General features: G+C 35.6%; 21 protein-coding genes. All 21 read left to right on the forward strand.

All coding sequences use genetic code 11. The features are described from left to right. The first annotated feature begins 107 nt into the window (after nucleotides 1–107). The 21 genes from veg to HF990_RS10445 all read left to right on the forward strand — a co-directional run bounded on the left by veg (nucleotide 108) and on the right by HF990_RS10445 (nucleotide 21,016). On the forward strand, nucleotides 108–371 hold the full coding sequence (veg, locus tag HF990_RS10345) for a biofilm formation stimulator Veg (protein ID WP_016838855.1): 264 nt from the start codon (nucleotides 108–110) through the stop codon (nucleotides 369–371). A gap of 122 nt (nucleotides 372–493) precedes the next feature. Further along, nucleotides 494–691 (forward strand): small, acid-soluble spore protein, alpha/beta type, encoded by a 198-nt coding sequence (locus tag HF990_RS10350; protein WP_016838854.1) that lies wholly within the window; start codon nucleotides 494–496, stop codon nucleotides 689–691. A 166-nt stretch (nucleotides 692–857) separates the two neighbouring features. After that, nucleotides 858–1,724 carry a 4-(cytidine 5'-diphospho)-2-C-methyl-D-erythritol kinase gene (gene ispE, locus HF990_RS10355; RefSeq protein ID WP_016838853.1) on the forward strand — a complete coding sequence of 289 codons (867 nt, stop codon included), beginning with the start codon at nucleotides 858–860 and terminating at the stop codon, nucleotides 1,722–1,724. A 67-nt stretch (nucleotides 1,725–1,791) separates the two neighbouring features. After that, nucleotides 1,792–2,619 carry a pur operon repressor gene (gene purR / locus HF990_RS10360; RefSeq protein ID WP_016838852.1) on the forward strand — a complete coding sequence of 276 codons (828 nt, stop codon included), beginning with the start codon at nucleotides 1,792–1,794 and terminating at the stop codon, nucleotides 2,617–2,619. Next, nucleotides 2,619–2,993, forward strand: coding sequence for a RidA family protein (locus HF990_RS10365; protein WP_016838851.1), 375 nt, complete (start codon nucleotides 2,619–2,621; stop codon nucleotides 2,991–2,993). Before purR ends, HF990_RS10365 begins: the two co-directional genes overlap by 1 nt. A gap of 197 nt (nucleotides 2,994–3,190) precedes the next feature. Then, entirely contained in the window at nucleotides 3,191–3,499 is a 309-nt protein-coding gene (gene spoVG, locus HF990_RS10370; protein WP_016838850.1) for a septation regulator SpoVG, read from the forward strand. 255 nt (nucleotides 3,500–3,754) lie between these two features. Continuing rightward, the gene (gene glmU, locus HF990_RS10375; RefSeq protein ID WP_096549927.1) at nucleotides 3,755–5,119 is read left to right on the forward strand and encodes a bifunctional UDP-N-acetylglucosamine diphosphorylase/glucosamine-1-phosphate N-acetyltransferase GlmU; all 1,365 of its coding nucleotides are present in this window, start codon (nucleotides 3,755–3,757) and stop codon (nucleotides 5,117–5,119) included. Nucleotides 5,120–5,133: 14 nt separating this feature from the next. Continuing rightward, on the forward strand, nucleotides 5,134–6,093 hold the full coding sequence (locus HF990_RS10380) for a ribose-phosphate diphosphokinase (protein ID WP_016838848.1): 960 nt from the start codon (nucleotides 5,134–5,136) through the stop codon (nucleotides 6,091–6,093). Nucleotides 6,094–6,282: 189 nt separating this feature from the next. Next, nucleotides 6,283–6,906 carry a 50S ribosomal protein L25/general stress protein Ctc gene (locus HF990_RS10385; protein WP_168412549.1) on the forward strand — a complete coding sequence of 208 codons (624 nt, stop codon included), beginning with the start codon at nucleotides 6,283–6,285 and terminating at the stop codon, nucleotides 6,904–6,906. Between the two features lie 209 nt (nucleotides 6,907–7,115). Further along, nucleotides 7,116–7,673, forward strand: coding sequence for an aminoacyl-tRNA hydrolase (gene pth / locus HF990_RS10390; protein ID WP_016838846.1), 558 nt, complete (start codon nucleotides 7,116–7,118; stop codon nucleotides 7,671–7,673). Between the two features lie 93 nt (nucleotides 7,674–7,766). Next, the gene (locus tag HF990_RS10395) at nucleotides 7,767–7,994 is read left to right on the forward strand and encodes an anti-sigma-F factor Fin (RefSeq protein WP_016838845.1); all 228 of its coding nucleotides are present in this window, start codon (nucleotides 7,767–7,769) and stop codon (nucleotides 7,992–7,994) included. Between the two features lie 140 nt (nucleotides 7,995–8,134). Then, complete coding sequence (gene mfd / locus HF990_RS10400; protein WP_168412550.1) at nucleotides 8,135–11,668, forward strand: transcription-repair coupling factor; 3,534 nt, start codon at nucleotides 8,135–8,137, stop codon at nucleotides 11,666–11,668. A gap of 228 nt (nucleotides 11,669–11,896) precedes the next feature. After that, the gene (gene spoVT, locus HF990_RS10405; protein ID WP_016838843.1) at nucleotides 11,897–12,433 is read left to right on the forward strand and encodes a stage V sporulation protein T; all 537 of its coding nucleotides are present in this window, start codon (nucleotides 11,897–11,899) and stop codon (nucleotides 12,431–12,433) included. A gap of 275 nt (nucleotides 12,434–12,708) precedes the next feature. After that, the gene (locus tag HF990_RS10410; RefSeq protein ID WP_168412551.1) at nucleotides 12,709–14,322 is read left to right on the forward strand and encodes a putative polysaccharide biosynthesis protein; all 1,614 of its coding nucleotides are present in this window, start codon (nucleotides 12,709–12,711) and stop codon (nucleotides 14,320–14,322) included. 8 nt (nucleotides 14,323–14,330) lie between these two features. After that, nucleotides 14,331–15,788 carry a bifunctional methyltransferase/pyrophosphohydrolase YabN gene (yabN, locus tag HF990_RS10415; protein WP_168412552.1) on the forward strand — a complete coding sequence of 486 codons (1,458 nt, stop codon included), beginning with the start codon at nucleotides 14,331–14,333 and terminating at the stop codon, nucleotides 15,786–15,788. Between the two features lie 3 nt (nucleotides 15,789–15,791). Continuing rightward, nucleotides 15,792–16,082 carry an RNA-binding S4 domain-containing protein gene (locus HF990_RS10420; protein ID WP_016838840.1) on the forward strand — a complete coding sequence of 97 codons (291 nt, stop codon included), beginning with the start codon at nucleotides 15,792–15,794 and terminating at the stop codon, nucleotides 16,080–16,082. A 112-nt stretch (nucleotides 16,083–16,194) separates the two neighbouring features. After that, complete coding sequence (yabP, locus tag HF990_RS10425; protein ID WP_016838839.1) at nucleotides 16,195–16,494, forward strand: sporulation protein YabP; 300 nt, start codon at nucleotides 16,195–16,197, stop codon at nucleotides 16,492–16,494. Further along, the gene (yabQ, locus tag HF990_RS10430) at nucleotides 16,491–16,985 is read left to right on the forward strand and encodes a spore cortex biosynthesis protein YabQ (protein WP_162129925.1); all 495 of its coding nucleotides are present in this window, start codon (nucleotides 16,491–16,493) and stop codon (nucleotides 16,983–16,985) included. Before yabP ends, yabQ begins: the two co-directional genes overlap by 4 nt. Before the next feature lie 47 nt (nucleotides 16,986–17,032). Further along, complete coding sequence (locus HF990_RS10435; RefSeq protein ID WP_016838837.1) at nucleotides 17,033–17,455, forward strand: FtsB family cell division protein; 423 nt, start codon at nucleotides 17,033–17,035, stop codon at nucleotides 17,453–17,455. Between the two features lie 227 nt (nucleotides 17,456–17,682). Further along, nucleotides 17,683–18,108, forward strand: a complete 426-nt coding sequence (locus tag HF990_RS10440) for a S1 domain-containing RNA-binding protein (protein ID WP_016838836.1) — start codon at nucleotides 17,683–17,685, stop codon at nucleotides 18,106–18,108. A gap of 526 nt (nucleotides 18,109–18,634) precedes the next feature. Beyond that, a complete protein-coding gene (locus HF990_RS10445; RefSeq protein WP_168412553.1) occupies nucleotides 18,635–21,016 on the forward strand; it encodes a SpoIIE family protein phosphatase in 2,382 nt (793 codons plus the stop codon). Nucleotides 21,017–21,022 lie beyond the last annotated feature (6 nt).

The following is a 21,022-nucleotide window of genomic DNA, read 5'->3' on the forward strand; positions in this document are numbered from 1 at the left end:
TAAAAAAATAAGTTGACAAAAATATTTGTCTGCTGATAAAATATTATAATTTATTGACAGAATGGCATTTCTAGTCTATACTAGTATATAGTGAGGTGTATGCGGAAATGCCAAAAACATTAGCTGAGATTAAAAAAACATTGGATGAACACATCGGGAAACCTTTGCGATTAAAAGCAAATGGTGGCCGGAAAAAAACGATGGAGTGCAATGGGATTTTAAGCGAAACGTACAATGCTGTTTTTGTTGTTGAACTCGATCAAAAGGATAGTGCTTGTAAACGTGTTTCTTATAGTTACACTGATATTTTAACTGAAGCTGTGGAAATTACTTTTTTAGATGACAATAATCAAGCACTTGCAGTGAAATAATTTTCTGCCTTGTTGTAAATTGTAGACAAAGCCGATATTTGCATCGACTTTGTCTACAATTTTTTTATGAACCTGCGCATACTACGGATGTCAACCTACTTATTTGAAGGAGGCAAATCTCTATGGCACGAAGAAACGGGATCATGTCGAGTCGTCTTAAAGAGGAAATTGCAAAAGAGCTCGGTTTCTATGATGTAGTCCAACGAGAAGGTTGGGGCGGAATTAGAGCCAGAGATGCAGGTAATATGGTGAAGCGAGCAATTGAAATGGCTGAACAAAGTTTAGCACAGCAAGCGAACCAAAATAGCATCAATAAGTAGTGTTGACATGGCCAATGGCTCTTAAAAGGGCTGTTGGCATTTTTTCATTTTTCAAAAATTATTTAATACTTCTATGTTTAATATTTAACATCTATGGTGATACCATCATTATGGTACAATATACGGAAGAAATTTCCCTGTATTAGGAGCTGTTAGGAGGATCAGAATGCTTTATATTAAAGCACCTGCAAAAATAAATTTAACACTTGATGTACTTTATAAACGTCCCGATCAATATCACGAAGTAGAAATGGTCATGACAACAGTTGATTTAGCCGATCGTATTGGGCTTGAATTAAGGAACGATGGAAAAATTGTCATTCATTCATCAAGTGGCATCGTACCGGAAGATGATCGAAATCTTGCATATCAAGCAGCAATACTTTTAAAAAATACATATAACGTTCATGAAGGAGCAACCATTACGATTCATAAAGAAATCCCTGTTGCAGCTGGACTGGCTGGAGGAAGTAGTGATGCAGCTGCTACGCTTCGAGGATTGAATCAACTGTGGAACTTAAATTTATCGATTGATACTTTGGCAGAGTTAGGAGCTAATATTGGCTCCGATGTTCCGTTTTGTGTATATGGAGGTACAGCTTTAGCTACGGGTAGGGGAGAAAAAATTCAACCATTGCCTGCTCCTCCCTCTTGTTGGGTAATACTTGCAAAACCTAGAATTGGAGTATCGACTGCAAAAATTTATGAAGGTCTGAATTTAGAAAATATAGAACATCCTAACACAAAACAAATGATGACTGCTTTGGAAAATAAAGATTATTCTTTAATGTGCAAGTCTTTAGGAAATGTTCTTGAATCTGTTACATGTTCTCTATATCCAGAAGTAGCTGTCATTAAAAATCAAATGATCCGATTCGGTGTAGATGCCGCACTAATGAGTGGAAGCGGTCCAACAGTTTTTGGGTTTGTTGATAGCGAATCAAGATTAAATAGAGTGTACAACGGCCTCAAAGGCTTTTGTGATGAAGTTTATGCAGTACGCATGTTAGGAGAAAGGAATTCTCTTGCCTAAATACGTACATTTATGATAATTTTTCTATAAAATATTCGTATTTTAATTTGTATTAGGAGAGGGTTGCATGAAATGGAAGCGTAGTGAACGCTTGGTTGATATGACACATTATTTATTAGAGCATCCACATCAACTCATTCCACTAACCTATTTTGCTGAGTTATATAATTCTGCTAAATCATCAATAAGTGAAGACTTAGCAATTGTGAAAGGAACTTTTGAAGAAAGAGGTATTGGAGAATTAGTCACTGTTCCTGGGGCGAGTGGGGGAGTTAAATATATTCCTACTGTATCGGATGATGAAGTTCGAGAAACCATACAAATATTAATATCTGAATTAAGCAAATCAGATCGCTTACTCCCTGGTGGTTATTTATTTATGACCGATTTATTGGGAAATCCAGAATTAATGAATCGTGTAGGAAAAGTGTTTGCAAGTATTTTTAAAGACCAACAAATCGATGCTATTATGACAGTTGCAACGAAAGGAATTTCTATAGCTCATTCGATTGCTAGACATTTAAATGTGCCGGTTGTTGTCGTGCGCAGGGATAGTAAAGTAACAGAAGGTTCAACAGTAAGCATCAACTACGTATCAGGTTCTTCCAGAAGAATCCAAACAATGGTATTATCAAAGCGTAGTATGAAAAGTGGTCAACGAGTTTTGATTACGGATGATTTTATGAAGGTTGGCGGAACGATGAATGGCATGAAAAACTTGCTAGAGGAATTTGATTGTACTCTAGGAGGCATTGCTGTTCTAGTCGAAGCTGAACATGCAGGTGAAACTTTAGTAGATGATTATTATTCTTTAGTAAAACTTCATTCGGTCAATGAAAAAGAGAGAACGATTCAATTAAGCGAAGGAAATTATTTTTCAAAGGAGAGATTATAATGAAATCAGTATCTACTACAAATGCTCCTCAAGCGATTGGACCTTACTCCCAAGGAATAATTGCAAATGGATTTTTCTTTAGTTCTGGTCAAATCCCATTAACTCCTGAAGGTGAATTAGTTGAAGGAGATATTGTTGCACAAACAAACCAAGTGTTTAAAAATTTAAAGGCTGTACTTGAAGCTGCAGGATTATCATTAAAAAATGTAGTAAAAACAACTGTATTCTTAAGCGATATGAACGATTTTGCTGCGATGAATGAAGTTTATGAAGCGAATTTTGGCGATCATAAACCGGCTCGCTCAGCAGTAGAAGTTGCTAGACTACCAAAAGATGTGAAAGTAGAAATCGAAGTAATTGCAGTATTTGAATAAATAATAAGCGATGAATTCAAGGGTGAATTCATCGCTTTATTTTTTTCAATTATTTATTATGAAAAACGTCTATTTACAAAAATATAAAACACTTAAAAATTATTTGAAAATTTTTCAAAAAGTTAGAAGGAATTTTTTAAGTTTTGTAGAATTGTAAAAACTTAAAGGCATCCTAGAGGAAAGAGAGGAGTGAAAGAATGGAAGTTACTGACGTAAGACTAAAACGTGTACAAACAGATGGGCGTATGCGTGCAATTGCTTCCATCACACTAGATGATGAGTTTGTTGTTCATGATATTCGAGTGATTGATGGGAATAACGGTCTTTTTGTGGCTATGCCAAGCAAAAGAACACCGGATGGTGAATTCCGTGATATAGCGCATCCAATTAATTCTAACACACGCAATAAAATTCAAGACGTTGTGTTAGCTGCTTATCATGCTGCCGGTGAAGAAAAAGTAGAAATTCAAAACGAAGAATCTCAATTAGAAAAAGCAAACGCATAAAAAAAGCGTCTCAAAAGTAAGTTATTTACTTTTGGGACGTTTTTTTGTGTGCTTGTAAAGGAATTAATGTGTACAAGATTAGCATGAATGAACACTTTCATAAACTTTCTAAAAAAAAATAATATGAAAACAGATGTAAAAAAAATATAATAGAGAGGGAGATAAGATGTCTTGACAACCTTTCAATGCCTTGAAAATCGAACAAAATTACTATATAGTCATAAGAGAACATGAGCTAAAATTGGGGGACTTAGGATGAATGACATTTTTGCGATCGTGCTGGCTGCAGGCCAAGGAACTCGCATGAAGTCCAAATTATACAAAGTATTACATCCCGTATGTGGTAAGCCAATGGTCGAACATGTTGTTGACAATATATTAACTTTAGATGTTAATCGTATTGTAACAATTGTAGGTCATGGTGCAGATAAAGTAAAAGAACAACTTGGCGAAAAATCTGAATACGTACTTCAGTCAGAGCAACTTGGAACAGCCCATGCCGTAATGCAGGCTGAATCAATATTAGGTGATTTAGAGGGCGTAACCTTAGTTGTTTGTGGAGATACACCTTTGATTCGCCCGGAAACAATGAAGGCGTTATTTGAACATCACGTTGCTCAAAATGCAAAAGCAACAATTCTTACTGCAATTGCAGATGATCCTACAGGATATGGTCGAGTAATTCGTGATGATCAAGGTCAAGTGGCTCAAATTGTAGAACACAAAGATGCGACACCAGAACAACGTTTGGAAAAAGAAATCAACACTGGAACTTACTGTTTTGATAACAAGGCGTTATTTGAAGCATTAAAATTAGTGAATAATAATAATGCACAAGGAGAATATTATTTGCCAGATGTCATTGAAATTTTAAAACAGAAAGGCGAAATTGTTACCGCTTACGTTTGTGAAGATTTCAATGAAACGCTTGGCGTAAATGATCGAATTGCCTTATCTCAAGCTGAAGAAATTATGCGTGAACGCATCAATAAAAAACATATGGCGAATGGAGTAACAATTATTAACCCTTCCATGACACATATTAGTATTGATGCTGAAATTGGTCGAGATACAATCATCTATCCTGGTGTTGTAATTGAAGGGAAAACAGTGATTGGAGAAGATTGTGTAATCGGACCGAATAGCCAAATTAATGATAGCACAATTGGTAATCGTACTGTTGTTAAACATTCAGTAGTGCAACAAAGTGTAATAGGGGAAGATACTTCTGTTGGACCATTTGCTCATTTAAGACCTGAAGCAGAGTTAGGCAATCATGTGAAGATTGGTAACTTTGTGGAAGTGAAGAAAAGCAAAATTGGAGATGAATCTAAAGTATCGCATCTAAGTTATATAGGTGACGCTGAAGTTGGGAAAAATGTTAATATAGGTTGCGGTTCCATTACCGTTAACTATGATGGAAAAAATAAACATAAAACAATTATCGAGGATAATGTCTTCGTAGGATGCAATGCTAATTTAGTAGCGCCTGTGACATTGAGAACAGGATCATTCATTGCTGCTGGATCTACAATTACAAAAGAAGTTCCGAAAGATTCATTAGCAATTGCACGTGCTCGACAAGAAAATAAAATAGATTACGCAAAAAAATTAAAATAAATTAGGAGGCCATCATGCCGTATTCATACGCTGATTCTAAATTAAAAATATTTTCGCTTAATTCAAATTATCCGCTAGCACAAGAAATTGCTGAGCTAATGGGTGTTGAGTTAGGGAAATGTTCTGTAAAACACTTTAGTGATGGAGAAGTTCAAATTAATATTGAAGAAAGTATTCGCGGTTGTGACGTGTTTATCGTTCAATCAACTTCTCATCCAGTAAATGAACATTTAATGGAACTTTTAATTATGATCGATGCAGTAAAACGAGCATCTGCACGCACAGTCAATGTAGTGATTCCTTATTATGGTTATGCTCGACAAGATCGTAAAGCAAAAGCTCGTGAACCAATCACTGCAAAACTAGTAGCGAATTTATTGGAAACTGCTGGTGCAACACGTGTAATTGTGTTGGATCTACACGCTCCTCAAATCCAAGGGTTCTTTGATATTTTAATTGACCATTTAATGGCCGTTCCGCTATTATCCGATTACTTTAAATCTAAAAACTTTGCTGAAGATGAAGTTGTAGTCGTTTCTCCAGACCACGGTGGAGTGACAAGAGCTCGAAAAATGGCTGAACGCTTAAAAGCGCCGATTGCCATTATTGATAAACGTAGACCAAAACCAAATGTGGCAGAAGTAATGAACATCGTTGGTAACGTTGAAGGAAAAATTTGTATTTTAATTGATGATATTATTGATACTGCTGGAACGATTACAATTGGTGCGAATGCATTGCTAGAAAACGGAGCAAAAGAAGTATATGCTTGCTGTTCACATCCTGTGTTATCAGGTCCAGCAATCGAACGAATTCAAAACTCTGTTATTAAAGAATTAGTTGTTACAAATACAATTAAATTACCAGAGGAAAAAATGATTTCAAAAATTACTCAATTATCTGTTGCACCATTAATGGCGGAAGCAATTTCCCGCATCTATGAAAACAAATCTGTAAGTACATTATTTGATTAATGCTTGAAATAAAATGTAGACAAAATCAGATAAGATTTTGTCTACATTTTTTTTTAAAATTTTAGCAATTTGGACAGAATGAAAAAGAACACATACTTTATTGCGATGTGAGATTTATGGAAACTTTCAGAAAATGGACTATAATAGAAATTAGGTAGTCCATAATTTTCTAATGGAGGGGTTGAAATCGTGAGCACAGTATTACAAGCGTCAGTACGTAAGACTGGTGTACGTTCAGAGCTTACCCAACTTAGAAAAGGAGGAAAATTACCTGCTGTCATTTATGGCTATAATATTGAAAATACGCCAATTGCAATCGATTATAAAGAGGTAGCAAAAGAAGTTCAAAAAAGAGGAAGTACAAGTATTTTCGATATTGAGGTAGAAGGGAAAAAACTAAAAGCACTCATTAATGAAGTGCAAAGATGCCCGTTAAAAGGACAAGTACTCCATGTTGATTTTTTGTCAGTAAACATGGATGAGGAAGTTGAAGTTGATGTACCAATCCATGCAGTTGGAGAAGCGATTGGTGTAAAAGAAGGCGGAGTACTAACCCAAATTCTAAGTACATTAAAAATAAAAGTGAAGCCCGCTGAACTTCCAGAGAAAATCGAAGTGGATGTATCGGAATTAGGGATTGGAGATACACTTTTTGTAAGTGATTTTAGAGAAAGGCTCAATTTCAATATTATTGAAGGTGATGACGTAACAGTATTTACAGTCACTTCTCCAGCAACTGCTCGCGATGCAGGACAAGGAGATAATGATAATCAAGATATGAAGGCTACAGAAGCTCCTGAATCTCAAGCATAAACCATTGGGTTGTCTAAGTATCTGACTTGGACAACCCTTTTCTTATTGTGATCAGATAGGCTTTAGATTTGATGATAGCATGGGTATTAGCATAAACAATGTAAGAGGAATGATAGAAAGTTTACATACTTAGTGTCTTTATTTAACACTTTTTTTTATATTATGTGATAAAATAAGCGCAGCGAATTAGGATAAAAAGGAATGGTTTCATGAAACTAATAATAGGCTTAGGTAATCCAGGCAAAAATTATGATCGTACTCGACATAATATTGGATTTATGTGTATAGATGCGTTAGCAGAAAAATGGAATGTGACATTAAGTGAATCAAAGTTTAAAGGTATGTATACAGTTGTCCATCGACCTGAAGGAAAAGTAATGTTGTTGAAACCGCTAACGTACATGAACTTATCTGGTGAATGTGTTCGACCAATTATGGATTACTTTGATATAGATGTTGAAGATATAATTGTTATTTACGACGATTTAGACTTGGAGACAGGTAAACTTCGGCTTCGGCAAAAAGGAAGTGCTGGAGGGCATAACGGCATTAAATCGCTTATTCAGCATATTGGAACGCAGGAATTTAAACGCATTCGTGTCGGTATTAGCAGACCGCCGGCTGGCATGAAAGTCCCTGATTATGTCCTTTCAAAGTTTTCTAAGGAAGAAGAGCCTGTTATTGAACAAGCAATTGAAAAAGTGGTCCAAGCCTGTGAGGCATCATTGTCTAAAAAATTCATTGATGTAATGAATGAATTTAATTAAGCAAAAATTGTTTAAATAAATTACAGTGCATAATTGATAATCGAACAGTCTATACTTGGAATATATACCGAAGCTCGTTAAGGAGGATCCAGTATGACTGTTCGTTACCGTTGTAGATATTGCGATACCGAATTGGGTACATTACCTTTTAATGAAGAAGAAACAATACGCAAGCTTCATTTATTCGAAGTTGGCGAAATAGAAGAATTTATCGAAAAAGATGAACTTGGAGTAACGACAGTACACTGTATTTGTGAACATTGTGAGGAATCGTTACGACAATTTCCTGATTATTATGCTTTAAAAAAATGGATTCAATAAAAATAACGCTTTGGACGAAAATTGTCCAAGGCTTTTTCCAATATATTGTAAATTTGCAGTAAACGAAATAAACGTAATGTTTCGGTTGATTTATAGAATGGCTACATAACGAGTGCCTTAGTTGGAAGGAGGTTTCTACAATGGGAGTTATAACTCAATTATTCTCTCAAGATAAACATATAAACATGCTAATCAACCAATTGAAAGAACAAACGTTTAAATCTCAATTAATTACAGGGTTAACTGGAAGTGCACGTGCAGTTTTTATTAATGCGCTTTTTAATGAATTAAAACGACCAGTTTATATTTTATCTCCTAATTTATTGCAAGCGCAAAAGTTAGTAGACGATTTAACATCCCTTGTAGGAGAAGGATATGTTCATTATTATCCTGCAGATGAATTTATTGCAGCAGACATGACGATAGCATCTCCTGAATTAAGAGCAGGACGGATTTCTACATTGGATCACTTAATAAGAGAAGAAGTAGCGATTTACGTTATTCCTATTGCAGGTATGCGTAAATATATGACGCCAGTGGAACAATGGAAACATAACCTTTTAGAAGTACATGTCGGTCAAGAAATAGATATAGACCAATGGCTTTCGAAATTAGTAGAAATGGGATATACACGAAGCCAAATGGTAACAACACCAGGTGAGTTTGCATTGCGTGGAGGAATACTAGATATCTATCCACCCTATGCAGAGTCACCATTTCGTATTGAACTTTTTGATACCGAAGTAGATTCCATCCGTGAATTTTCTGCAGACGATCAACGTTCCGTTAAAAAGCTAGAGTCGTGTCGTATTTTGCCGGCCATTGAGTTGCTGTTGACGTTAGACCAGCGCATTCAATTGGCAGAGCGTTTAGAAAAAGCTCTTTCAAGAAGTATAAAAAAGGTCAAAAAACAGGAAGTTCAAGAAGCATTATATGAAAATATCAAGTACGATATTGAAATGTTGAAACAAGGGAATTTACCTAATCATGTGACGAAATATGGATCATTATTATATGAACAACCAGCATTTTTAGGAGATTATTTTTCAAAAGATGGCATTATCTTATTCGATGAGCTTGGTCGAATTCAAGAAGTGACAGGAGCATGGGAGCGGGAAGAAGAAGAGTGGTTCATATCATTAATAGAAGAAGGAAAAATGGTTCATGATGTTCAACCTTCTTACTCCTTTAAAGAAATTTTCTCTATGTTGGATCTGCAAAAAATATATCTTACATTGTTTACTCGCAACTTTACCGGTATTCGGTTTGACCAAACGACGAATTTTTCCTGCAAACCAATGCAACAATTTCACGGACAAATACCGCTCTTACAAAGTGAAATTGAACGCTGGAATCGAGAAAAATTTACTGTGCTATTTGTCGCTGATGGAGAACGTCGATTAGAAAAAATCAAAAATATTTTAGAAGATTACAAGATTGATGTCACCATTGGACATCCAAAGGGAGAAGGAATTTTCTTAATTGATGGACAGCTTAGTTCAGGATTTGAATTGCCATTGCAACGTTTAGCAGTAGTGACAGATGATGAATTATTTAAACAGCAAGCTAAACGGAAAAAAACTCGTTCTCAAAAGATGACCAATGCTGAACGGATTAAAAGCTATACAGAGATAAAACCGGGCGACTATGTTGTTCATGTTCATCACGGAATCGGAAAATATATTGGTATTCAAACTCTTGAAGTGAACGGAACACATAAAGATTATCTTCATATTCGTTACCGCGGTGATGATAAATTATATGTACCAGTTGATCAAATTGATTTAATTCAAAAGTATGTTTCTTCAGAAGGGAAGGAACCAAAACTTCATAAACTGGGCGGTACAGAATGGAAAAAAGCGAAAGCAAAAGTTTCATCTGCTGTTAAAGATATAGCAGAAGAATTAATTAAACTATACGCAAAACGGGAATCAGAAAAGGGGTTTGCTTTTTCGCCTGATACAGATGAACAACGTGAATTTGAAAGTGCTTTCCCTTATGAAGAGACTGAGGATCAGCTTCGTACAATTCTTGAAGTAAAGCGGGATATGGAACGGGAACGACCAATGGACCGGCTCGTTTGCGGTGATGTGGGATACGGTAAAACGGAAGTGGCAATTCGTGCAGCTTTTAAAGCGATTATGGACGGTAAGCAAGTGGCGTTTCTTGTGCCAACGACCATATTAGCACAACAACATTATGAAACCTTTAGCACAAGATTTCAGGATTATGCAATTAAAGTGGGCTTATTAAGCCGATTCCGCACTCGAAAGGAACAATTGGAAACTATTAAAGGACTAAAAGATGGAACGGTGGATATCGTCATCGGTACTCATCGGCTTCTTTCTAAAGATGTAACGTTTAAAGATTTAGGATTATTGATAGTCGATGAGGAACAACGATTTGGCGTTACCCATAAGGAAAAAATTAAACAGTTAAAGACGAACGTGGATGTGTTGACATTAACAGCGACTCCGATTCCAAGAACCCTCCATATGTCAATGGTTGGTGTAAGAGATCTCTCTGTTATTGAAACACCTCCGCAAAATCGTTTCCCAGTTCAAACGTATGTGATGGAATATAATGGTGCGTTAGTGCGAGAAGCCATTGAAAGGGAGATGGCACGAGGAGGTCAGACTTTCTATTTATATAATCGTGTAGAGGATATGACGAAAAAAGTAGAAGAAATTCAAATGCTCGTGCCGGAAGCTCGAATTGGTTATGCGCATGGAAAAATGACTGAGGCCCAACTGGAGTCAGTGATTCTTAGCTTCTTAAATGGCGAATTTGATGTGCTTGTGACTACTACGATTATTGAAACGGGCGTTGATATGCCAAACGTAAATACGCTCATTGTCCAAGATGCTGATAAGATGGGGCTTTCTCAGCTTTATCAATTGCGTGGCCGTGTAGGAAGATCAAACCGAGTAGCATATGCATATTTCATGTATCAACGTGATAAAGTGCTAAACGAAGTTGCAGAACAACGACTTCAAGCCATTAAAGAATTTACGGAATTAGGATCCGGTTTTAAAATTGCAATGCGCGACCTTTCCATTCGTGGTGCAGGGAATTTACTAGGTGCACAGCAGCATGGTTTTATCGATACCGTAGGATTTGACTTATATACTCAATTATTAGAAGAAGCGATTGCTGAACAAAAAGGAGTGAAGCGTGAAGAGAAAGAAGAAGTCGAAGTGATTCTTCATGTTGACGCGTATATACCTGATCGGTATATTCCTGATGGGTATCAGAAAATTCAAATGTATAAACGGATTAAAGCGATGGAAAATCCGGAAGATTACCATGAAATTCTGGAAGAATTACACGACCGATTTGGGGATATGCCTCCTGAAACAGAGAAGCTGTTGCGCATAGCTCGAATTAAGGCGTGGGCTACACATTCAGGTATTGTGTCAATCAAAGAAAAACAAAAAGTCATTTCAATTGTGTTTTCAGAAGAAGGCACAAAAAATGTGGATGGCTCTGTTGTAGTAACGGAAACAATGAAATTTGATCGAGCAGTTGGATTTAGTATGGATGGACCGATATTGACTCTAACAATTGATGAAAAAAAATGTGGAAAATATGAACCGCTTGATGTATTGGAACAAGTCGTTGAAATTGTTTATAAGGCAAGGAAGAATAATGTAGTGGAACAAGAGGCAAAATAAGACTGTAAGAAATGACCCAAATATTATATTTTGGGTCTTTTTATTCCTTCATTGTTGTTTAATGTTTTCAATTATTGTTATATTTTTAAAATTTTTTGGACATATTAATTTTACAAATTTTCGACGAAATAAAAACAAAATCCTCTCAATGTATTTTTTGCATACTTTGCCTAAAGAGTAAACATACTATCTGTGAAATAATACGATTCAGAAAGCGAGGCAGCATAGATGAAAGCAACAGGAATAGTACGTCGTATCGATGATTTAGGTCGTGTTGTAATACCAAAAGAAATTCGCAGAACAATGCGCATTCGTGAAGGAGACCCTTTGGAAATTTATACGGATAGAGAAGGTGAAGTTATTCTAAAAAAATATTCACCGATAAATGACTTAGGCGAGTTTGCAAAAGAATACGTAGAATCCTTGTATGAAACAATTGGAACTCCAGCATTAATAAGCGATCGAGATGAAATGATCGCTGTTGCAGGATTATCTAAGAAGGATTACACAAATCGTCGACTTTCAACTTTTGCAGAGGATTTTATGAAACAGCGCTCTGTTGTGATGGAAAAGAATGAAACAACAATTGAATTAGTACCAGGACAATTTGAGCAAGTGAAATCTTATTGTGTAGCTCCAATCGTTGCAAATGGTGATACAATTGGGGCGGTATATTTGCTATCTAAAGTTCATTTCCTAAGCGAAGTGGAACAAAAAGCAGCGGAAACAGCGGCACACTTCTTAGCAAAGCAAATGGAAAACTAAATCAGAAGGAAAACGTCTCTTTCTATAAGAGGCGTTTTTTCATTGTTTAGGAAAGTAACACAACATGCAACATAGGGAATTGTACCGTGAATAGCATATGTTTACTGCTTCAATATATGGTTTTAAGAAATACATTGATTGGCCCAGTTAGGAGATTCGATTACCAAATAATATTTTGGTAGAAGTTATGTACAAGTGGGAAGAAAGTAGATTTTTTTATTTAAACGACTCTTTGGTATACTTTCTATTATGTAGATAAGGAAAGAGGATAAGGTATGTCAAATTCATTTGGAATGAAAGGATATATGAAAGGCGCTTTATTACTAACTATATCAGCGATTATCGTAAAAATATTGAGCGCCTTTTATCGAGTGCCCTTTCAAAATTTAGTGGGAGATGCGGGTTTTTATATTTATCAACAAGTATATCCTTTTATATCATTTTTCGTTGTATGGACTTCAGGGGGATTCGCTGTAGCGATTTCTAAAATGTTGGCCGATGCGGAATTATCTCCTAATGCTGAATGGAAAAAGTACATTATTTCCCAAACGGTATTTTTATATTTAGTAGCATTATCGTTATTCTTTTTTTCGTTCCTATTTTTAGGAGCCGATTTATTAGCAATATTGATGGGAGATGAACAGTTATCTCCACTTCTAAGAACAGGTTCCTTTGTTACATTGTTTATGCCGCTACTTGCAATACTGAAGGGAACTTTTCAATCCCAAGGCGAGATGGCCCCAGTAGCCAATGCCCAAGTATTTGAGCAACTCATTCGAGTTACGACTATTTTAGCTGGTGCCATTTTTGTGATGTTTACTTCTGGGTCTCTTTACTTAGCGGGCAATATGGCAGTGTTAGGAACCGTCATAGGGGAAGTAGCAGGGGTTCTATTGTTGTTATATTATGCCAAGAAAACATTTCCTTCCTTTCCTTTCCAAAAAACGAAGAGTGCAGTAAAGAAATGGCCGATTGTGAAAGAAGCGACTTTATTAAGTTTAAGTATAAGTATGAGCAGTTTATTGCTCTTAAGTTTTCAATTAATCGATTCGTTTACTGTTTATTCGTTAATGATCGAAAATGGAATTGACTCGCAACTTGCAAAAGAAACGAAAGGGATTTATGATCGTGGCCAACCACTTGTGCAATTGGGCATCTTGATTGCCTCTTCTTTATCAATTGCTATTGTTCCGCTAGTAGCTGTTCAGTCCAAAAAAAATACAGGAAGAGGAGCAAAACCTTTTATTCAGTTAACATATCGAACAGCCCTACTTTTTGGAGTAGCTTCTTCATTAGGATTAATAATTGTGATGCCTTATGTGAACGAAATGTTATTTGAAACGAATTCGCTTCAAAACGTATTAACCGTTTATGTACTACAAATTATACCGTTATCGATTATTTTGACGTTCACAGCCATCTTACAGGGCATGGGGAAATTAAAAGTGCCATTTTTCATTTTAGCAGGTGCTATTTGTTTTAAATTAATCGGCAATATGGCTCTTGTACCTTTCATGAACGTTTTAGGTTCTGCAGTTACGAGCAGCACAGTGCTATTTATCGCTGCAACTTTACTTATCCTTTATTTAAAAAAATTAACGTTCATTCAATTGGCTCCTCTTAACTATTACATAAAATTAATCGGCGCAAGCACCGTAATGACTTTTGCTGTTTTCTTATTAGATGGGTTCCTCCAAATGAAGAGTGGTATATTTGCTAACAGTCGAGTAGAAGCAGTATGTTTCGGAACAATCTTAATTGCTACAGGAGCTTTTGTATTTTTGACGTTTGTAGCAAAATCTCGTATGCTTTCCGAAAAAGAGTGGTTTTTAATCCCTTTTGGCCGGAGAATGGCTGTTTATCAGCTTTTGTTAAATAAAAGAAAGTAGGTGGAAAAATGCATATAACAATCATGGGGCTCGGTGCATCGGATTATGAACAATTACCAATTGGTATTTATAAAAAATTAAAAGAAGCAAAAAAAGTTTTTGTTCGTACAATGGAACACCCTGTGTTGCGTGTGTTGCAAGACGAAGGAATCCAATTTGAAAGTTTTGATCAAGTGTATGAAAAACATGATACGTTTCAACCGGTTTATCAAGAGATTGTTGAACATTTATTAGAAGCTGCGCAGTCAGAACCTATTGTATACGCAGTACCTGGCCATCCTTTAGTGGCTGAGCAAACAGTACAATTGTTAATTGAAGCTGAAAGAGAAGGAAAAGTTCAATTAGCAATTGAAGGAGGACAAAGTTTTTTAGATCCGATATTTGCTGCCCTAAAAATCGATCCTATTGAAGGGTTTCAGTTGCTAGATGGGACAAACTTCTCCATTCATGACGTTAACATGCGTTCCCATGTACTGATAGCTCAAGTGTATGACCAATTTAGCGCATCCGAAGTGAAATTAACACTAATGGAAAAATATCGGGATGATTATCCAATTACCGTTGTTACTGGTGCAGGATCTAGTAATGAACTGATTAAAACGATTCCGCTTTATGAATTGGATCAAGCGATGGAATTGAATAATTTAACGACTATTTATGTTCCGCCAGTAAAAAGTCATCTAGACGCTTTAAAAGACTGGACTACTTTTAGAAACATTATTGCTACATTGCGCGGACCGAATGGCTGTCCATGGGACCGAAAACAAACTCATGAAAGTTTAAAAAAATATTTGATTGAGGAGACTCATGAATTCCTAGCAGCGGTTGATGAAAAAGATGATTTTGGCATGGTAGAAGAACTTGGGGATATTTTATTGCAAGTTTTCTTGCATGCTCAAATTGGAGAAGATGAAGGCTATTTTAATTTAGAAGAAGTGTTGGAAAGCATTTCTGAAAAAATGATTCGTCGTCATCCGCACGTATTCGGCGATCTTTCAGTGAAAGATGCAGATGAAGTTGTATTGAATTGGGAAGAAATTAAAAAGCAAGAGAAAGGTGAACAAAAAGAATCTTTATTAAAAGGGGAGTATCGACCAAATTCATCATTGCAAACTTCTTATAATTACCAGAAGAAAGCCGCTACAGTAGGCTTTGATTGGCCAGATGCAAGCGGTGCTTTATCGAAATTCGATGAGGAATGGAAGGAATTCCGTGAAGAACTGGAGAAAGGTAACAATGAATCGATAATGGACGAATTTGGAGATGTTCTGTTCACCCTTGTCAATATTGCTCGTTTTTATAATATATCCCCTGAAGAAGCAATGGTTCACGCCAATGAAAAATTTGCTAGAAGATTTCGATTTGTTGAAGAACAAGTGAGAAAGAGCGGAAAAACTTTTCAAGATTTTACGTTAGAACAACTAGATGAATTTTGGAATGAAGCAAAACATTTAGAAAAGGAGTAAGTTATGCGATTAGATAAATTTTTAAAAGTATCTCGATTAATTAAACGCCGCACCTTGGCAAAAGAAGTTGCCGAACAAGGGCGAATTACAATTAACGGAAAAGTTGCAAAAGCCTCTTCCAACGTAAGTGCAGGTGACGAGCTAATGATTCGCTTTGGACAAAAAATCGTCACTGTTCGCATAGAAGAAATTAAAGAGAATGTTCGAAAAGAAGATGCAAGTAAAATGTTTACCATAATCAAGGAAGAAAAGTTAGAAAAAATCGAACCAGAATTTATCGATGATGAAGAATAAAAAAAAGAGAAGAAAAAATATTTTTTTATAGCATGACATCTATTTTGTTGTCATGCTTTTTTTATTTCCCGCATAAAGTGAACAGAACAAACCATTAAAGGAGGAACGATAAATGACACAAATACATCAGGAAAGCAATTACACTATTACTTCTGGAGATCATCTTGTGACAGTGAGAAATAGAAAAAGAATGGACATGACATCAGTAAAGGAAATTGAAAGATTCGACCAGGAGGAATTTTACGTAAGAACATCACAAGGACATTTGCTTATTCGTGGAGAGGAATTGCGCATTGTTCATTTAGATGTGGACAAAGGATTATTAACACTAGAAGGAAATGTAAAAGCCCTTCAATATGATGATGATGAAAATGGGTTAACTAAAGGCTTCCTCCATAAATTATTTGGATGACAGTTAACGAACAATTTTTCAGTATCGTAATAATGACGATAAGTGGCGTTATGATTGGCGCGGTTATTGATGCAACAAGAATTTACATCAGCGCCTTTTCACCAAAGTCATTATTACGAAAGTTTTCATTAATCGTTGAGGTTTTCGTCTGGGCACTGCTAGGTGTTGCAAGCTTTTATATTATCTTTTTAATAAAGGGTGGAGAGTGGCGTTTAGTAGACCCATTATCACAAATTTTAGGTATTTTTCTTTATGAATCATTTTTTCAGCCATTTTTCCGGTTTCTCGGCAGGGTATTTATTATTATTTTTATTAATCCAATAGTAGCAATTGTAAAAATTACTCTGAAAACAATAAAAGGGATTATTAGACTAGTAATTCGAATTTTAATTGTACTATTTAACCCTTTTTGCAAACTATTTGTGGTTGCGAAAAGACCATTTCACAGAAAATTTATAAACTTAAAAAGAGCAATCTTTAAAAAACGTTAAATACTAAGTATAATGACAATACAATGACTATTTAGGAGGTGACGGATGTGGCCAAGCATTATAATAACAGACATGGGAATATGAATATTCGTAAAATAGATAATGACTATGTCCGTTCTGCAAATCGTCAAATGGAAAAGTTGACGAAGCAAAAAATCCGATTAAGAAGAAGGCTGTCTCTATTCTTTGTCATCGCATCCGTCGTCATAATTAGTTTAATCAGTATGATCTTTAACCAAAATGAAAGATTAGCGCAAAAAGAAGCTGAAAAAGAAAAGGTATTATCAGAACTTCAAGAAATAAAAAAAGAACAAGAATTATTACAGTTGCAAATAAAAAAACTTGAAGATGATGAATATATTGCAAAATTAGCCCGTAAAGAATACTTCTTATCGGAGGAAGGAGAAATCATTTTCACCATCCCTAAAGAAGAAAAAGAAAATGAAGAAGATAAAAAGAATAAGAAATGACATTTTTCTAGGCTGTATTAAAATCGTTATTTAAAAATAAGAAATTACTGTTGAACAAATGAAGAGAATAAAAAATACAGGCTGAAAAAGAGTTGTCTTGTTGACACTCTTTTTTTGTTGGCTATAATAAAAGAGAGCATTAGCAAATTTTTTGCTCATTTTATATAATTATGATTACTGGCGATATTTTATTAGCCGTTTAAATTTTAAGGAGGAGCATTTTTTTTATGTCAATTGAAGTAGGCAGCAAATTACAGGGGAAGGTCACAGGAATTACAAATTTTGGAGCATTTATTGAGCTGCCAGATGGTAAGACGGGCCTTGTCCATATTAGTGAAGTAGCTGATAACTACGTGAAAGACATTAACGATCATCTAAAAGTTGGAGATATCGTTGAAGTGAAAGTGTTAAATGTTGAAGAGGATGGAAAAATTGGCCTATCGATAAGAAAGGCTAAAGCTCAATCTGAAAGACCTGAACGTCCTCAAAGACCACGTCGTGATAACCGTTCAAATGAACGAAACGAACGCCAATCAAAAGAAAGTTTTGAACAGAAAATGGCGAAATTCTTAAGAGATAGTGATGAGCGTCTTGCTTCATTAAGACGTGCAACTGAGTCAAAACGAGGTGGACGTGGCGCAAGAAGAGGGTAGTTTGCTGTCTGTTTTAATTGAGTAATTTTTAAATAATCTTTTTTACAATGAAAATGTCAAAATACAGATAACAAAATCGGTTATTCGTTAAAATGGGTCGACTATATTCCGTCAATAGTCGACTTTTTTTTATTTAATTGGTAGTGTTTTACTTGTAGTTGCGAAACAAATTTATTATAGAAAGTTAGTTTGTGAAAATTATATGGAATTGGATTAGTTTATAAAAATACTTAATTGTAGTTTTCAATCTTATTTGAGTAAGAGTTTATTTCCTCCAAGAACCTTTAGAATTCCAATTAACCCCAAATTTCTTCATTTTATCAGCATAAAATTCCAAAATAAATTCCTTATAGTTATCAAATGTTAAGAAAAAAAACGACAAAAACTAGCCTAAATTAACAATTTGTTATGTTATTAAGTAATTCGTCGAACAATTTTTTTAAACTAGAACAGTACTAGACAAATTTTACATCCCTTCTTTTATATAATAGACCGAAACAAATGATATAGATGAGGGGGATGGAATATGTCAAATATCCAAATGCTGAATGAAAAGTCGTCATGGCAAGAGCATTTCAGTCGTTTTACTATTAAAAAGGTAAGCCTAATTCTTCATTTATTCTTCATGTTGTTAGCATTTTTTCTATCAAGAGCGGTAATGTTTGAAGCGGCTGTTCCTTTTTTATTACCATTATGGGCGATCGTGCGAAATAGATATGAAAATGAGAAATGGGCAGTGTTCATCGGCGGGTTAATTGGTGCATTGAGTTTGAGTTTAGGGCAAGGTTTGATTTTGTTACTGCAACTTGGTTTTTACGAATTATTGATTCGGTTCCGATATTGGAAGCCCCCTATGGCTATTGCTGTGGCCCTTGCCATCTTTTTTGGACAATTGTTATGGCAAAGCATTTTGCATATGGGCATCCCTCCTTTCATAGTACAGTTGTATGTTTATTATGAAATGATATTAGCTTTTTTCATGACAATCTTTGTGAAGCTGTTTTTCGTTGAACCTTATCGTTTTTGGTCTGCTTCCTGGAGTTATGAGCGGGTAGGAGCGGGGTTAGTAATTTTAGCGGTCGTTTTAACTGGGATGCATTCATTAACGATATCGTATTTTTCACTTTTTACATTTGTTCTGCATTTATCGATTTGCATTGCTGCCATTACTGGGGGAATAACGGTTGCCTCAAGCGTTTCAACTATTATTGGAGCATTAGTAGGAATATCAGAGCTTTCTTTCACGGGAATGATTGCTGTTTATGCTTTAACGGGCGTATCGAGCGGGTTGTGTAAAGGGATTGGAAGAGTAGGCGCTGTAATAGGTAGTTTAATACCCAGCATCTTTTTCTTTTTTTATGATTCAACGTTGCCGCTCGATAGCGTTTATTTTGTATCGGTCTTGATAGCGGGTGTAGTCTTTTTATTATTGCCGCAAAAATTGCTAAACTTTTTGGAAAATATCTTTCGTCCAAAACGAGATGAAGTATTGCTTAAAAGGCAGGAATGGCTAACGGAACATACAACGGAAAAGTTAGAGACGTTTCAACGTTTTGTTTTGTTTATGAAAGAATTAGTTTTTGAGCGCTTTACGTCAACTGAGAATGTGAGTGAAATTCGAAAGATTGAGCCTTGTGCCACTTGTATGAGTTGTTTTCGATATGATAGATGCTGGGGAGAAAAAAATATTGGAATGGATGAAAATATTCGAAGATGGTTCCTAGCGAAATCGGGATTAAGTGAAAAAGAACAAATGCTTGCGGAAGAACAAATTCGAACAAAATGCGTAAAATCGTCAAAATTGTTGGAAGAACTTGATTATCAGCTGTATAACGATAAAATGAATGGGCAATTCTATCATGGGAAAAAGATGATTGCTTTGCAATTGAGGGACTTGAGTAATCATTTGAATAAATTGATGGAAGATATGAAAAACGAGACGCTTTCATTTAAGACGATTGAGGAAGAATTAAGCCATGAATTTAAACGCGCAAACATTGATTGTTTTCAAATTGATGTTTTAAATAATACGTTGGGGGAACGTGTGATTGTTTGTTCCTTTATTAACAACCATACTCGAGACGATTTATATTTATTATGTGAACGAATCATTTTACCAGTTCTATATGAAGTCTTTGCTGAACCGTTCCAAGTGGATCGAATATCGAATCATAAGACACCATTTGCTCATTTTCAAGTGAGATTTCGCTCTGCAGTTCGCTATAAAATTCAGTATGATATATATAGTAGAGCGAAAAACTCTAATGTTGTGTCAGGGGATTCTCATGCCATTTTCCACATTCATCCGGGATTAGTAGCCATAATGTTGTCGGATGGCATGGGTCAAAGTCGAGAAGCAAAGCGGGAAAGTAGAAGATTGGTAAGGTTAATGAGGGAATGTTTAAGCTATAATATGAATCCAGAGACTGCTATGCATACATTGCATTATGTCCTTAGTCTAAACCGTGAAGTTGATATGTATGCGACGATAGATTTTGCATTAGTTGATTTACAAAAGGGTGAATTATGGTCTTGGAAAGCAGGTAGCATGTCTACTTATATTTTGCGCGGAGAGCAGCTAATGAAAGTGGAAGGATCATCAGCACCTGTAGGGTTCATGCCTGTATTCTCCATTGAAACGGAAAAAGTCAATTTGCTAGCGGATGATTATGTCGTAATGGTTTCCGATGGTTTGTTCTCTAGTAAATATGATTGGGACGAACAGGAACGTAATTTTGTTAAATTATTAAAGTCAAAAATCAGGGTTGGAATGCCGATTGAAGCGCTTCTATATGATGTGATGGACAGTTATCAAAGCCAGTATGAAGTGGAAGATGACTGCACGGTAATTATTTTTAATGTTTCACATGTGGTGCCAAAATGGGCTGTTTTTAGACCGGTTAGTTAATTAGAG

The organism is Ureibacillus thermosphaericus, from assembly GCF_012396605.1.
GTDB lineage: Bacteria > Bacillota > Bacilli > Bacillales_A > Planococcaceae > Ureibacillus > Ureibacillus thermosphaericus.

Coding starts and splice junctions, on each gene's coding strand:
- HF990_RS10440 (WP_016838836.1), top strand. CDS start 17,683: ATGTCAATTGAAGTAGGCAGCAAATTACAGGGGAAGGTCACAGGAATT.
- veg (WP_016838855.1), top strand. CDS start 108: ATGCCAAAAACATTAGCTGAGATTAAAAAAACATTGGATGAACACATC.
- HF990_RS10395 (WP_016838845.1), top strand. CDS start 7,767: ATGACTGTTCGTTACCGTTGTAGATATTGCGATACCGAATTGGGTACA.
- yabQ (WP_162129925.1), top strand. CDS start 16,491: ATGACAGTTAACGAACAATTTTTCAGTATCGTAATAATGACGATAAGT.
- HF990_RS10410 (WP_168412551.1), top strand. CDS start 12,709: ATGTCAAATTCATTTGGAATGAAAGGATATATGAAAGGCGCTTTATTA.
- pth (WP_016838846.1), top strand. CDS start 7,116: ATGAAACTAATAATAGGCTTAGGTAATCCAGGCAAAAATTATGATCGT.
- HF990_RS10365 (WP_016838851.1), top strand. CDS start 2,619: ATGAAATCAGTATCTACTACAAATGCTCCTCAAGCGATTGGACCTTAC.
- spoVG (WP_016838850.1), top strand. CDS start 3,191: ATGGAAGTTACTGACGTAAGACTAAAACGTGTACAAACAGATGGGCGT.
- HF990_RS10420 (WP_016838840.1), top strand. CDS start 15,792: ATGCGATTAGATAAATTTTTAAAAGTATCTCGATTAATTAAACGCCGC.
- HF990_RS10380 (WP_016838848.1), top strand. CDS start 5,134: ATGCCGTATTCATACGCTGATTCTAAATTAAAAATATTTTCGCTTAAT.
- ispE (WP_016838853.1), top strand. CDS start 858: ATGCTTTATATTAAAGCACCTGCAAAAATAAATTTAACACTTGATGTA.
- yabN (WP_168412552.1), top strand. CDS start 14,331: ATGCATATAACAATCATGGGGCTCGGTGCATCGGATTATGAACAATTA.
- purR (WP_016838852.1), top strand. CDS start 1,792: ATGAAATGGAAGCGTAGTGAACGCTTGGTTGATATGACACATTATTTA.
- HF990_RS10350 (WP_016838854.1), top strand. CDS start 494: ATGGCACGAAGAAACGGGATCATGTCGAGTCGTCTTAAAGAGGAAATT.
- spoVT (WP_016838843.1), top strand. CDS start 11,897: ATGAAAGCAACAGGAATAGTACGTCGTATCGATGATTTAGGTCGTGTT.
- glmU (WP_096549927.1), top strand. CDS start 3,755: ATGAATGACATTTTTGCGATCGTGCTGGCTGCAGGCCAAGGAACTCGC.
- yabP (WP_016838839.1), top strand. CDS start 16,195: ATGACACAAATACATCAGGAAAGCAATTACACTATTACTTCTGGAGAT.
- HF990_RS10445 (WP_168412553.1), top strand. CDS start 18,635: ATGTCAAATATCCAAATGCTGAATGAAAAGTCGTCATGGCAAGAGCAT.
- mfd (WP_168412550.1), top strand. CDS start 8,135: ATGGGAGTTATAACTCAATTATTCTCTCAAGATAAACATATAAACATG.